Origin of the sequence: Streptomyces sp. NPDC088725, assembly GCF_044751305.1 — a bacterium.
Lineage (GTDB): Bacteria > Actinomycetota > Actinomycetes > Streptomycetales > Streptomycetaceae > Streptomyces.
The window spans coordinates 116,389-129,730 of sequence record NZ_JBIVLO010000009.1; the positions used below are offsets into that span (position 1 = coordinate 116,389).

General features: G+C 69.1%; 11 protein-coding genes and 5 tRNA genes. 10 read left to right on the forward strand and 6 right to left on the reverse strand.

What is annotated here, in order from left to right:
* Positions 1-184 precede the first annotated feature (184 nt).
* From ACIP6N_RS22625 to ACIP6N_RS22640, 4 genes are all read right to left on the reverse strand, one after another.
* Positions 185-766 carry a GTP-binding protein gene (locus ACIP6N_RS22625; protein ID WP_401818078.1) on the reverse strand — a complete coding sequence of 194 codons (582 nt, stop codon included), beginning with the start codon at positions 764-766 and terminating at the stop codon, positions 185-187.
* Positions 747-1,154, reverse strand: a complete 408-nt coding sequence (locus ACIP6N_RS22630; protein ID WP_401818081.1) for a DUF742 domain-containing protein — start codon at positions 1,152-1,154, stop codon at positions 747-749. Before ACIP6N_RS22630 ends, ACIP6N_RS22625 begins: the two co-directional genes overlap by 20 nt.
* 109 nt (positions 1,155-1,263) lie before the next feature.
* Positions 1,264-1,677 (reverse strand): roadblock/LC7 domain-containing protein, encoded by a 414-nt coding sequence (locus ACIP6N_RS22635; RefSeq protein ID WP_030351794.1) that lies wholly within the window; start codon positions 1,675-1,677, stop codon positions 1,264-1,266.
* 9 nt (positions 1,678-1,686) lie between these two features.
* A complete protein-coding gene (locus ACIP6N_RS22640; RefSeq protein WP_401818084.1) occupies positions 1,687-5,784 on the reverse strand; it encodes a nitrate- and nitrite sensing domain-containing protein in 4,098 nt (1,365 codons plus the stop codon).
* A gap of 572 nt (positions 5,785-6,356) precedes the next feature.
* On the opposite strand from ACIP6N_RS22640, the gene ACIP6N_RS22645 reads away from it, so the two are divergent.
* The 8 genes from ACIP6N_RS22645 (at position 6,357) to ACIP6N_RS22680 (ending at position 9,637) form a co-directional block, all read left to right on the forward strand.
* Positions 6,357-6,533 carry a hypothetical protein gene (locus ACIP6N_RS22645; RefSeq protein WP_401818087.1) on the forward strand — a complete coding sequence of 59 codons (177 nt, stop codon included), beginning with the start codon at positions 6,357-6,359 and terminating at the stop codon, positions 6,531-6,533.
* Between the two features lie 174 nt (positions 6,534-6,707).
* A complete protein-coding gene (locus ACIP6N_RS22650; protein WP_401818089.1) occupies positions 6,708-7,493 on the forward strand; it encodes a fumarylacetoacetate hydrolase family protein in 786 nt (261 codons plus the stop codon).
* A complete protein-coding gene (gene gltX, locus ACIP6N_RS22655) occupies positions 7,486-8,958 on the forward strand; it encodes a glutamate--tRNA ligase (protein WP_401818090.1) in 1,473 nt (490 codons plus the stop codon). The genes ACIP6N_RS22650 and gltX overlap by 8 nt, the downstream gene beginning before the upstream one ends.
* 202 nt (positions 8,959-9,160) lie before the next feature.
* Positions 9,161-9,232: transfer RNA gene (locus tag ACIP6N_RS22660), tRNA-Gln, on the forward strand.
* Between the two features lie 20 nt (positions 9,233-9,252).
* A tRNA-Glu gene (locus tag ACIP6N_RS22665) sits at positions 9,253-9,325 on the forward strand.
* Between the two features lie 61 nt (positions 9,326-9,386).
* Positions 9,387-9,459, forward strand: a tRNA-Glu gene (locus ACIP6N_RS22670).
* Between the two features lie 15 nt (positions 9,460-9,474).
* Positions 9,475-9,546 (forward strand) — tRNA-Gln (locus ACIP6N_RS22675).
* Positions 9,547-9,564: 18 nt separating this feature from the next.
* A tRNA-Glu gene (locus ACIP6N_RS22680) sits at positions 9,565-9,637 on the forward strand.
* A 40-nt stretch (positions 9,638-9,677) separates the two neighbouring features.
* Here ACIP6N_RS22680 and ACIP6N_RS22685 read toward each other — a convergent pair.
* On the reverse strand, positions 9,678-10,334 hold the full coding sequence (locus tag ACIP6N_RS22685) for a MerR family transcriptional regulator (protein WP_401818092.1): 657 nt from the start codon (positions 10,332-10,334) through the stop codon (positions 9,678-9,680).
* A gap of 84 nt (positions 10,335-10,418) precedes the next feature.
* Here ACIP6N_RS22685 and ACIP6N_RS22690 point away from each other — a divergent pair, with 84 nt between their 5' ends.
* A complete protein-coding gene (locus tag ACIP6N_RS22690) occupies positions 10,419-10,901 on the forward strand; it encodes a DUF4188 domain-containing protein (protein ID WP_401818095.1) in 483 nt (160 codons plus the stop codon).
* Positions 10,902-11,044: 143 nt separating this feature from the next.
* On the opposite strand, the gene ndgR is transcribed toward ACIP6N_RS22690, so the two are convergent.
* Complete coding sequence (ndgR, locus tag ACIP6N_RS22695) at positions 11,045-11,761, reverse strand: IclR family transcriptional regulator NdgR (RefSeq protein ID WP_030361934.1); 717 nt, start codon at positions 11,759-11,761, stop codon at positions 11,045-11,047.
* A 147-nt stretch (positions 11,762-11,908) separates the two neighbouring features.
* Between ndgR and leuC the strand changes: the two genes are divergently transcribed.
* Positions 11,909-13,342, forward strand: a complete 1,434-nt coding sequence (leuC, locus tag ACIP6N_RS22700; RefSeq protein ID WP_401818097.1) for a 3-isopropylmalate dehydratase large subunit — start codon at positions 11,909-11,911, stop codon at positions 13,340-13,342.

Genomic DNA, 13,342 nt, shown 5'->3' on the forward strand with positions numbered 1-13,342 from the left:
GGGCAAAAAGAACGAGCCCCGGCAAAAGGCGGGGCTGATATGAGCGCAGGGGCACCAGCTGAACGCGTCGAGTGTCCGGGGTCCGTTATTTCTCTGTCGAAATGTTATGAACACAGGGGCGGGCCGTGTCGAATGACACAGCCTTGCCCCTGAGCTGAGTACAGCAACTGCCGTAGAGGTTCGCCTACTTGAGACGCGCCATAAGGGCATGTTCGACAAGGGTGATAAGGCCACCCTTGGCGTCGGCGCGGTGCCGCGCGTCGGTGGTGATGATGGGAGCGTCCGGCCCGATCTGCAGGGCCTCGCGTACTTCCTCGGGGGTGTAGGGCTGATATCCGTCGAAGCCGTTGAGGGCGATGACGAACGGGAGTCCCGAGTTCTCGAAGTAGTCGACCGCCGGGAAACAGTCGGCCAGACGCCGGGTGTCGACCAGCACGATGGCGCCGATGGCGCCGCGTACGAGGTCGTCCCACATGAACCAGAAGCGGTCCTGTCCGGGGGTTCCGAAGAGGTACAGGATCAGGTCCTGGTCGAGTGTGATGCGGCCGAAGTCCATGGCCACCGTGGTGGTGGTCTTGTCTCCGGTGTGTGTGAGGTCGTCGATACCCGCGGACGCGGATGTCATGACGGCCTCGGTACGCAGCGGGTTGATCTCTGAGACGGCGCCGACGAACGTGGTCTTACCCACGCCGAATCCGCCCGCCACCACGATCTTCGCGCTGGTGGTCGACCGGGTTCCGCTGTCGCTAGAGCTTGCGAAGTCCACTGAGCACCCTTTCGAGCAGTGTCACATCCGGCGTGCCGCCGGCCTCTCCGTTGCCCGGCTGGTGGATGGCCACCATGCCGGCCTCTGCCAAGTCAGCCACGAGAATCCTGGCGACGCCGAGCGGCATCGTCAGCAGTGCGGACACCTCGGCCACCGACTTGACCTCGCGGCACAGGTGGCAGATGCGCTGATGCTCGGGGAGCAGCGTGGCGAGGTGAGCCGGGTCCGCGGTGGTACTGACCAGCGCCTCTATGGCGAGCTGGTACCGCGGGCGCGTCCGGCCGCCGGTCATGGCGTACGGACGTACCAGCGGTTGATCGCCCTCAGGTCCGTACGACGCGTCGATGGAAGCGCCGTACGGATCGTGAGAGGCGGGTGGCGGGGTCATGAATCCTCCGGGCGTGACAGCAGGATTTCTGCGTGCCGTCTGAATGGGCCGGTGGGGGGCCGGTGGGCGGCCTGACGGTGTAGGAGCTGATGGCTGTGCCTGGGAAGCTTCAGTGCAGCAGGCTTCCCTGGAGCTCGGCGCGCAGGTCCGGCGTGAGGACCGTACCGGCGCGGTCGACCAGGAGGGCCATTTCGTAGCCCACCAGACCGATGTCGCACTCGGGGTGTGCGAGCACGGCCAGGGAGGAACCGTCGGAGACAGACATGAGGAAGAGGAACCCCCGTTCCATCTCCACCACGGTCTGGTTGACCGGGCCGCCTTCGAAGATCCGGGATGCCCCCGCGGTCAGCGAGGTCAGCCCGGAGGCCACGGCCGCAAGCTGATCGGCGCGGTCGCGGGGGAAGCCCTCGGACATGGCCAGCAGAAGTCCGTCTGCGGAGACCACCACCGTGTGGGACACCCCGGGGGTGTTGTCCACGAAGTTGGTGATCAACCAGTTCAGATTCTGCGCAGCCTGACTCATCGGACTCAACTAACGCTCCTGCTGGTGAGAGGGGCCGAGGTTGAAGCTGTTGTTCGCCGGACCGGTGTTGCCGGCCTGACGCCCTTGCTGAATACCTCGGCGGAGATTGGTCAACCGGCCGCGCACGTCAGCGGGTGCACGTGAGACCTGCGGACCGGGTTGGCTGTTCTGTTCCTGCGCGGTACCGGGCACCAGATTGGCGCGCGGTACACGGCGGGGCAGACCGGAGGTGGTGATACCGCCTGCCGCGGGTTTCCTGACCCGCTCTGCCTGGCGTACCAGCTCGTCATTGGGAGACGTGCGCCAGGAGGATGTGGCGCCCGGGCTCATGGTGGCCGGGCCGTTGCTCTCGCTGCCCATGCCGAAGGCGCCGCCGCCCGCGCCCGAGCCGTTGACGGGCTCGCGCTGCGGCATCGGCTCATGCCGCTGCGGCGTCTGGCGCTGCGGCATGGCGGGCCCGGAGGACGGGGACTGCTGCGGCCCGGCGGGTGCCTGCGGTTGCTGCTGGCCACCGCCCTGCTGCTGCCCGTTGCTCGGCGGCCCGTGGAACCAGTTGGTCTCCAGGCTGTCGAACAGCGGTGTGCTGCCGTCGCCGGGACCGGCCGCGGGCAGTGCGTCGGGCTGCGACGGGGAGGGCAGGCCCGGCTGCCGGGGCTGGGCACCGTAACCGCCGTTGTCCCGGGTGTCCTGACGGCGGGCGGGGAAACCGTCCTGCTGCGGGCCGGGGGCCTGCGGACGCTGCCCGGTGAAGTCCTGCTGGGGCTGGTAACCCTGGTTGCCGAGGTTTCCCTGGTTGCCGGGGACGCCCTGGCCCTGGTTGCCCTGCCCCTGGTTGCCCTGGCCCTGGCTGCCCTGGCCCTGGCTGTAGTCGGCCGGGGCGCGGTAGTCGGAGGGCGCCCGGTAGTCCTGCGGGGCGTTGTAGCCCTGCTGGTTGCTGTAGTCCGCCTGCGCGTTGTACTCGGGCTGCGAGCCGTAACCGGACTGGCTGCCGGACTGGCCGGAGTAGTTCCGCTGTGCGTTGTAGTCCGGCTGGGCGTTGAAGTCGGGCCGGGGGAACTGCGCCGTGGCTCCGGTGTCCTGCATACCGCCGGGGGGCGGCCCGTTGAAGTCCGGGCGCTGGAACTCGGACGTGGAGCCGGGGCCGTCCTGTCCGGCCGCCGGCATCGGGTACTGGCCGGTGGGCTCGTGCTCGTCGTGACCGCGCGGGGCGTCCAGCGACGGCCGCTGCCGCACGGGCTGCTGGTCGGCTCCCCAACTGGTGGTCTGCGGCTGCTGCGGACGCTGCGGGGTGCCGCCGGGCAGCTCGGCGCGCGGTCCGCCGGGCGGCGGCAGCTGCCTGCCGCGGTCGGCCTGCGGGGCGCCGCCCTGCTGGAAGGCGTTCTGGGCACGGCCGCTGAAGCCGTTCTGGCCGCCCCGGCCGCCCTGGCCGTTCCTGTTGTCCTGTCCCTGTCCCGGTCGGCCGTTCTGGTCGGCCGGGGTGCCCGGCGTGTCCGTACGGGCCTGGTTCTGGTTCGGGTTCTGGTGACGGCCCGGGGCGCGGTTCTGGTTCTGCTGACCGGGACCCTGGGAGCCGAAGGCGTTCTGACCGAAGATGCTGCCCTGGTCGGAACCCTGGCCCTGCTGGTCCTGGCGCTGCTGGTCCTGCCTGCCGCCGGCCTGCGCGAACCCCTGCTGCCGGTCGCCGCCCTGCGCGTGGCCGGGCTGGGAACCGTCCTGCGGCCCGCCCTGCGGTCCGCCGCCCTGGGCGCTGCCACGGGCCGGGAGCGCGGCCCGCGCGGTCCCCGTACCGGTCTTGCCGGGAGCGCCGGAGCCACCGGGGCCGCCCGTGCCCGCGTCGAGACCGGCGCGTGCGCCGTTCTGCGTACCGGGGCCGCCCTGCTGCCTGTTGCCCACGGCGGGCGGCTGGCCCGCACCGCCGGGACCACCGATACCGGCACCGGGCTTGCCCGGAACCTTCTTGCCGCCGTGGGCGACATCGACGGGCAGCATGACCAGCGCGGTCGTACCGCCGGAGTCGGAGGGACGCAGCTGGATCCGGATGCCGTGCCGCAGCGACAGGCGGCCGACCACGAACAGACCCATGCGGCGCGAGACCGAGACGTCCACGGTGGGCGGCGAGGCGAGCCGTTCGTTGATCGCCGCGAGGTCCTCGGGGGAGAGGCCGATACCGGTGTCGTGGATCTCGACGAGCACCCGCCCGTCGGGCAGCGCGTGACCGGTGACCCGCACCTTCGTCTGCGGCGAGGAGAACGACGTGGCGTTCTCCAGCAGCTCGGCGAGCAGGTGGACGAGGTCGTTGACGACGCGGCCGGCGACCTCGGTCGCGGGAACCGCGGCGAGTTCGATGCGCTCGTACTGCTCCACCTCGGAGGCGGCGGCACGGAGCACGTCGACCAGCGGAACCGGCCTGGTCCAGCGGCGGCCCGGCTCCTCACCGGCGAGCACCAGCAGGTTCTCACCGTTACGGCGCATACGGGTCGCGAGGTGGTCCAGCTTGAACAGCGAGGACAGCTGGTCCGGGTCGGCCTCGCGGGACTCCAGCTCGGAGATCAGGGACAGCTGACGCTGGATGAGGCCCTGGCTGCGGCGCGAGAGGTTGGTGAACATCGCGTTGACGTTGCCACGCAGCAGAGCCTGCTCGGCGGCGAGTCGTACGGCCTCGCGGTGCACGTCGTCGAAGGCCGTGGCGACCTGTCCGATCTCGTCCCTGGAGTGCACACCGACCGACTCGACGGAGGTGTCCACGTCCTGCGGGTCCGACTCGGAGAGCTGCTTGACCAGTTCGGGCAGCCGTTCCTGGGCGACCTTGGTCGCGGTGTCCTGGAGGCGCCGCAGCGAGCGGATCATGGAACGTGCCACGACGTACGCGCCGACCAGCGAGACGCCGAGGACGAGGACGATCAGGGCGGCGTTGATGATCGCGTCGCGCTGCGCCTGCTGGCGCAGTTCGCGGGCCTTGCTCTCCATCTCACCGAGCAGCGTGGCCTCGATGGTCTTCATCGCGTTGATCCGGGTGGACGCCTGGTCGGTCCAGTCCAGATACGAGTAGTTGCGCTCGCTCGCCATACCGCTGGGCTTGCCGAGCACCCGGTCCGCGTAGTTCTCGGCGGACTGGATCTCGGGGTTGCCCTGGCCGTTGAGCGGGGCCATCAGGTCCTCGGCGTCGCCGCCCATGGACTCGTAGAGCGAACTGAAGGAGGTGAGGGCGTTCCCCTCCTTGGTGGACGCGGCAAGACCGTACAGGCGGTCGTTGTCGCTGAGATGACCCTTCTTGTTCGGGTCGGCGGGCAGGGCCGCGGCGATGACCGCCCGCTGGATGGAGGCGTACTCCTTCGCGGACGAGAACGCGGCCAGCGCACGGGTCCGCTTGATCATGTCCGGGTTGCTGGTCGCCTGGGCCATGTCCTGGGACAGGCTCAGCAGGGACACGATCAGGCCGCTGTACGCGTCAACCGTCAGCGAGTCCGCGTCCTTGGACTTGTACGCGTCCTTGCGGATGTTGTTGATCTTGTTGACCTGGTTGGCGATCTGGTTGACGTTCGACCGGATCGACTCCAGCGCCTCGTCGTTGTCGGTGTTGCCGATGTCCACCGTGGCGTCGAGGAACGCCTTCTTGGCCCGGTCCGTCTGCGCGCGGCGGTTCTGGACCTTGTAGTCCGCGTCGTTCGAGTCGTTGGTGAGCGGACCGGCCGACTCGTCGCGCTCCGCCTGGAGCGCGGCCGCGAGGCTGGTCGCCTCCTTCGTCATCTTGGTCAGCAGCTGCATGTGCTCCAGCTGCTGGATGTCGTTGAGGGAGTCGTTGATGCGCAGTCCACCCAGCGTGGTGGCCGCGACCACGGGCAGGGTGAGCAGAGCCACCAGGCGGGTACTGATGCGCCAGTTACGCAGCGCTATTCGTGACCCCGCGTCGCCCGTCGCCGCCGGCTTCGCCGGGGCCGTGGCCCGGTCGTCGCCCGTCGTCGCGGACCCGGTGGTGTGGTCGCCGCCCTCGCCGGACGGCGCCGGGCCCGCGTTCTGGGTGTGCTGGGGCGAGGAGCCGCGGTCGGATCCGCCGCGGGGCTCCTGCTCCGCCGCGGCACTGCTATCCCTCTTAGAACGTCCCTGCACTAGCGTCGCAACCTCTGGACCAGGCGTCCCGCCGGGAAACGGCAGGACGGTGTGGGCGTTGGGGCGCGGAAAGCTCCCCATGGTGGTCGTGAGTGACCGGCGCTGCTCCTCTTCCCCGCCACTCGGCGCTTCACTGCGCCCTGTGCGCCGGTTCGGAATCCCGCGGCGGTGGGGGGAATTCCAGCACAGAGCAGGATCTCCAACAAGGGCCTCCTCCCGGCCCGCGATCTCCATGACAGCGTGTGAGCGGGGCGTTACCAGTCGTAGAAAGTCTTCGTGGAGGAAACGGACTTTTGTTGACGAGCTACTTACGGGTAAAGGGTGTCCCAGACCTTGCGATCGGCGGCGGAATGCTGCATTCCGTCACGTAATGCCCGTTTCAGTGAGCCTCGAACGCTGTCCGAAATGAGGTGAATGCCCTTGCTTTCGTGAGCAAACTCACACCTGAAGTGCCGGTGGATCCCGGTTTTCGCGGGGAATTGGATGTTTAGCCTGACGCTTTACAGCTACGGCATATCCGACAACTCGCGCTCCACAGGCGCCCCGAGAAGCGACAGGGTCTGACACCACCCATGAAGACGACGACGCCGTTCCGCTCCACCGCCAACCCCAAGCGCACCACCCTCGCCCACCTCGAGGACGCCGGGACCCTTCTTCCCGCCGAGTGGGCCGAGCACTCCGTCGACCTGCCCGCCGTCACCGCCAACCCCCGCCGTACGAAGCTGATGGACGTCCCCACGGCCGAGTAGGTTCCCCGCGCGCGGGGATTCACACCTGCGGACTCACTCCGGTCCGTCTGCCCGCGGCGCGCGAGGTCACTCCTGTGCGCCGCGTCCGGCACGGCCTCTCGCGGCGCGCGGACACGGGCTAGCCTGGAGCGTCAGTCTCCAGACCAGCCAGCAAGTGAGGGGCGACAGCATCCCGTGCGCATCGCCAGATTCTCCATCGACGGCAATGTCGCCTTCGGCGCGGTCGAGGGCGAAGGCAGCGGCGACCCCGCCGGCCTCGTCCTCGACATCATCAAGGGCATTCCGTACGCCGACTTCGAGCTCTCCGGTACCAAGGTCCCGCTGAGCAAGGTCCGGCTGCTCCCGCCGGTACTCCCCAACAAGGTCGTGGCCTTCGGCCGCAACTACGCGGAGCACGCGGCGGAGCTGGGCAACGCGGTCCCCGAGGCACCGTTCGCCTTCTTCAAGCCGACCACCTCGGTGATCGGCTCCGGGGACGCGATCGAGTACCCCGCCTTCTCCAGCGAGGTGCACTACGAGGCCGAACTGGCCGTGGTGATCGGGCGGATGTGCCGCGAGGTGCCGCGCGAGCGCGTCAAGGACGTCATCTTCGGATACACCTGCGCCAACGACGTCACCGCGCGCGACACCCAGAAGAGCGAGAAGCAGTGGGCGCGCGCCAAGGGCTTCGACACCTCGTGTCCGCTGGGTCCCTGGGTGGAGACGGAACTCGACCCCTCCGACGTCACCATCCAGTGCACGGTCAACGGCGAACAGCGCCAACTGGGCCGTACGAGCGAGATGATCAGCTCCATCGAGGACCTGATCGTCAACATCACCGAGGCCATGACCCTGCTCCCCGGTGACGTCATTCTCACGGGCACCCCCGCCGGGGTGGGCCCCCTCAGTGTCGGCGACGAGGTCGCCGTCACCATCGAAGGCATCGGCACTCTCACCAACAAGGTGATCAAGCGTGGCTAACGCTCCTGTCCGTGTACGTTTCTGTCCCTCGCCGACCGGCAACCCCCATGTGGGCCTGGTCCGCACCGCCCTGTTCAACTGGGCGTTCGCCCGCCACAACGGCGGCACCATGGTCTTCCGCATCGAGGACACCGACGCGGCGCGCAACTCCGAGGAGTCGTACGACGCGCTCCTCGACTCGATGCGCTGGCTGGGCCTGGACTGGGACGAGGGCCCCGAGGTGGGCGGCCCCCACGAGCCGTACCGCCAGTCGCAGCGGATGGACATCTACCGCGACACCGCGGACAAGCTGCTCGCCGCCGGTCACGCGTACCACTGCTACTGCACCACCGAGGAGCTGGACGCCCGCCGCGAGGCCGCCCGCGCGGCCGGCCGTCCTTCGGGCTACGACGGCCACTGCCGCGACCTGAGTTCCGAGCAGCGGGACGCGTACGTGGCCGAGGGGCGGACCTCGATCGTCCGCTTCCGGATGCCCGACGAGCCGATCACCTTCACCGACCTGGTCCGCGGTGAGCTGACGTTCACCCCGGAGAACGTGCCGGACTACGGCATCGTCCGCGCCAACGGCGCCCCGCTCTACACGCTCGTCAACCCGGTCGACGACGCGCTGATGGAGATCACGCACGTACTGCGCGGTGAGGACCTGCTCTCCTCCACCCCGCGCCAGATCGCGCTCTACAAGGCGCTGATCGAGCTGGGTCTCGCCAAGGAGGTGCCCGCGTTCGGCCACCTCCCGTACGTGATGGGCGAGGGCAACAAGAAACTCTCCAAGCGTGACCCGCAGGCCAGCCTCAACCTGTACCGCGAGCGCGGCTTCCTGCCCGAGGGGCTGCTCAACTACCTCTCGCTGCTGGGCTGGTCGCTGGCGGCGGACCGGGACATCTTCTCGATGGCGGAGATGGTGGCCGCGTTCGGCATCGAGGACGTGAACGCGAACCCGGCCCGCTTCGACCTCAAGAAGGCCGAGGCGATCAACGCCGACCACATCAGGCAGCTGGACGTCAAGACGTTCATCGAGGCCTGCGGGCCCTGGCTGACCGCGCCGTTCGCGCCCTGGGCGCCCGAGTCCTTCGACGAGCGGGCCTTCGAGACGCTGGCCCCGCTGGCCCAGACCCGGGTCACGGTCCTCTCGGACATCACCGCCAACGTCGACTTCCTCTTCCTCGACGAGCCGGCCCAGGACGAGGCGTCCTGGGCGAAGGCGATGAAGCCGGGTGCGGACGCGCTGCTCGTCACCGCCCGTACGAAGATCGCCGAGGCGGAGTGGACCGCTGACGCGCTCAAGGAGGCGGTCCTCGCGGCCGGCGAGGAACACGGCCTGAAGCTGGGCAAGGCCCAGGCGCCGGTCCGCGTGGCGGTCACCGGCCGCACGGTGGGCCTGCCGCTCTTCGAGTCCCTGGAGATTCTGGGCCGTGAGCGCACGCTGTCCCGTATCGACGCGGCGCTGGCGAAGCTGGCGGCCTGACGGCTGAGGTCCGCGCGGGGCCCCGGGCCTCCGTACGCCACGTCCCGGTACGTCGCGTACGGAGGCCCGGCCCCGCGCTGTTACTCGTTTTGGACCGTTGTCCACCTTCGGGTAATGTTCTTTCTGCGCCGCCCGAGTAGGCCGAAAGGCCCGGTCGGAAGGCGCAAGCCAAACAAACCCCCTTCAGGGGGTTCAGTTTTGGTGGGCTATGGTGTAATTGGCAGCACGACGGTTTCTGGTTCCGTTAGTCTAGGTTCGAGTCCTGGTAGCCCAGCTGCAGATTGTTTCTGCGACGCCCCCGTTGTGTAGCGGCCTAGCACGCTGCCCTCTCACGGCAGTAGCGCCGGTTCGAATCCGGTCGGGGGTACAGATCCTTCTCTCCGACGTTTTCGGGTCGCACCCGGACACGTTGATGCAGGATCGCTAGGGCCCCCGTTGTGTAGCGGCCTAGCACGCTGCCCTCTCACGGCAGTAGCGCCGGTTCGAATCCGGTCGGGGGTACGGTCTCAACCACCATGGGCTATGGTGTAATTGGCAACACGGCGGTTTCTGGTTCCGTTGTTCTAGGTTCGAGTCCTGGTAGCCCAGCTGGACCTCTTGGTCCTCGCCCCCGTTGTGTAGCGGCCTAGCACGCTGCCCTCTCACGGCAGTAGCGCCGGTTCGAATCCGGTCGGGGGTACGTTTCACGGAAAGGCCCTCCCCATCGGGGAGGGCCTTTCTCATGTGCTCTCGACGAAACGCCGGTTGGACTCCTCCGCCTGTGCCAGGCGCCGCAGGCTCAGCAGGATCGGCTCGTGCAGCACGGTCAGCGCCACCGCCGCCTCCACCTGGCCCTCCGGCGTCTCGTACCGCTCGACCAGATCCAGTTCGGTGACGGCGAGTTGGGCCGTGAGGCGCCCGTACGGCAGCAGTTGTCCGACATCGCAGGGGTAGCCGAGGCGGCGCATCGTGCCGATCGCGTCGATCAGCATTCCGTACGCGGGTGACTCCGCACCGAGTTCACGGCTGTAATCCCAGCCGAGGCTTTCCAGCAACGCGTCGGCCGTCGCGCGCGCCGCTCCGGTGTCCTCCGTGTTCTGTGCGTCGTCCTTCGGCTCGGGGCCGTGCGGAAGGGCCCAGGCGGCCGCTCCCAGGCGCGCGTGGTGGTCGAGGGAGTCGTCGTCCAGGGCGGCGATCACCTCACGCGCCTTGGCGACCGGCATCCGTCCCACCTGGATCATCGCGCGCACGAGCCGCAGCCGGCGCAGATGCTCCTCGCCGTACTCCGCCCTGGTGGCGCTGATCCGGCGGCCGGGAGGCAGCAACTCCTCGCGCAGGTAGTACTTGATCGTCGCCGTGGACACACCGCTGCGCTCGCTCAGCTCCGCGAGTTTCATATCCCTTGCGCCTCTCCTTGGATAGTGAAACTATCCAAGCATGGATAGTTTCACTATCCCATCAGTGTCGTCAGGGGGATCATCATGAGTGACAAACCGGTCAAGGCGCGCATGACCGCGGCGGTGGAAGGTGACGTGGTCGTCTTTCTCATCGGGATGCGGATCAACCGTCTTTCGGCTCCGTGGAGTTGGCTGCCCACGCTGCGGGCCATGCCGCGCATGCTGCGCGAGTTGTCGCGGGACCGGGAGAGCGGAATGCTCGGTTACCGGATGCTCAGGCGGGGGGTGCGGATCTTTTACGTCGTCCAGTACTGGGAGTCGACGCAGAAGCTCCTCGCGTACGCCTCCGACCCGGGCAAGGAGCACCACCCCGCGTGGGCGGCCTTCAACCGCCGTGCGCGGGACGGCAGAGGCAGCGTAGGCATATGGCACGAGACCTATGCCGTTCCGGCCGGTCACTACGAGTCCGTCTACGACAGCATGCCCGCGTTCGGGCTCGGTGCCGTCGGAGGGGTCGAGCCGGTCGGCAGGCGCGGTGACCGGGCCGCCGGCCGGCTCGGGATCTGAACGAAGGGAACGACCGGAAGGGCCGGGGGCGTCTGCCCCGGCCCCTGGAGCCCGGGTGCGACGGGAGGCCGGGCCGGGGACACCGGGCCGGCCTCCCGTCGTGGCCGAAGGGCTCACGGGCGGCCTGTCGGGCGCCGCGAGGCTCAGCTCGTGCGGCGCAGGGCCTCGCTCAGGCGTCCCGCCGCGTCGATGACCGCCTGGGCGTGCATGCGGCCCGGGTGGCGTGTGAGGCGCTCGATCGGTCCGGATACCGAGACGGCCGCGACCACGCGGTTCGACGGGCCGCGTACCGGCGCGGACACCGAGGCCACCCCGGGCTCGCGCTCGCCGATCGACTGGGCCCAGCCCCTGCGCCGTACGCCCGAGAGCGCCGTCGCCGTGAACCTGGCCCCCTGGAGGCCCCGGTGAAGCCGCTCCGGCTCCTCCCAGGCCATCAGGATCTGGGCCGAGGAGCCCGCCTTCATGGTGAGCGTGGAGCCCACGGGCACCGTGTCCCGCAGCCCGGAGAGCCGCTCCGCCGCCGCCACGCATATCCGCATGTCACCCTGCCTGCGGTAGAGCTGCGCGCTCTCGCCCGTCACGTCCCGCAGATGCGTCAGTACGGGCCCGGCCGTGGCCAGCAGCCGGTCCTCGCCCGCCGCGGCGGCCAGCTCGGCCAGCCGCGGCCCCAGGATGAACCGGCCCTGCATGTCTCTCGCCACCATCCGGTGATGCTCCAGAGCCACGGCCAGCCGGTGGGCCGTGGGCCGCGCGAGTCCGGTCGCCGCGACCAGCCCGGCAAGGGTGGCCGGACCGGACTCCAGAGCGCTCAGTACGAGAGCAGCCTTGTCGAGAACGCCGACGCCGCTAGAGTTGTCCATGCAACGATACTCGCGTCTCACTCTGTGAAACGCAAGTTCCTTTTTCCGGCGGACTTGCCAACCTGTGTGTACAGGCCCGTGAGGCACGGACGTGGGCCCCCATATCTCTAGGAGTGCCGGCTGTGAGAGCCGGCCGGAGGGAAAGCGATGGGTAGGACACTCGCGGAGAAGGTCTGGGACGACCATGTCGTCCGGCGCGCGGAGGGCGAGCCCGACCTTCTCTTCATCGATCTGCACCTCCTGCACGAGGTGACCAGCCCCCAGGCCTTCGACGGTCTCCGCCAGAACGCGCGGAAGGTGCGGCGGCTGGACCTCACCATCGCGACCGAGGACCACAACACCCCCACCCTCGACATCGACAAGCCCATCGCGGACCCCGTCTCGCGCGTCCAGCTGGAGACCCTGCGCAAGAACTGCGCGGACTTCGGCGTACGGCTGCACCCGCTGGGCGACGTCGAGCAGGGCGTCGTGCACGTCGTGGGCCCGCAGCTGGGTCTGACGCAGCCCGGCACGACCGTGGTCTGCGGTGACAGCCACACGTCCACCCACGGCGCCTTCGGCGCGCTGGCGTTCGGCATCGGCACCAGCCAGGTCGAGCACGTCCTCGCCACCCAGACGCTGCCGCTGGCCCGCCCGAAGACCATGGCGATCACCGTCGAGGGCGAACTGCCCGACGACGTCACCGCCAAGGACCTGATCCTCGCCATCATCGCGAAGATCGGCACCGGCGGCGGTCAGGGCTACATCCTCGAATACCGCGGCTCCGCCATCGAGAAGCTGTCGATGGAAGCCCGGATGACCATCTGCAACATGTCGATCGAGGCGGGCGCCAGGGCCGGCATGATCGCCCCGGACGCGACCACCTTCGACTACCTCAAGGGCCGCGACCACGCCCCGCAGGGCGAGGACTGGGACGCGGCGGTCGCGTACTGGAAGACGCTGCGCACCGACGACGACGCGGTCTTCGACGCCGAGGTCCTCATCGACGGTTCCGCACTGGCCCCGTTCGTCACCTGGGGCACCAACCCCGGCCAGGGCGCGCCGCTCTCCGCGAACGTCCCCGACCCGGCTTCGTACGAAGACGCCTCGGACCGCCACGCCGCCGAAAAGGCCCTGGAATACATGGGGTTGACCGCGGGGCAGGCGCTGCGTGACATCAGTGTCGACACGGTCTTCGTAGGTTCCTGCACCAACGGCCGTATCGAGGACCTGCGCTCGGCCGCCTCGATCCTGGAGAGCCGCAAAGTCGCCGACGGTGTACGGATGCTGGTGGTTCCCGGCTCCGTACGGGTCGCCCTCCAGGCCGTCGCCGAGGGCCTGGACAAGGTCTTCACCGCCGCGGGAGCCGAATGGCGGCACGCGGGCTGCTCGATGTGTCTGGGCATGAACCCCGACCAACTCGCGCCCGGCGAACGCTCCGCGTCCACCTCCAACCGCAACTTCGAGGGCAGGCAGGGCAAGGGCGGCCGTACCCACCTGGTCTCGCCGCAGGTCGCCGCCGCCACCGCCGTGCTGGGCCATCTGGCCTCGCCCGCCGACCTGTCCGACGCCGACGCCCGTACGCCCGCTGGAGCCCGATAA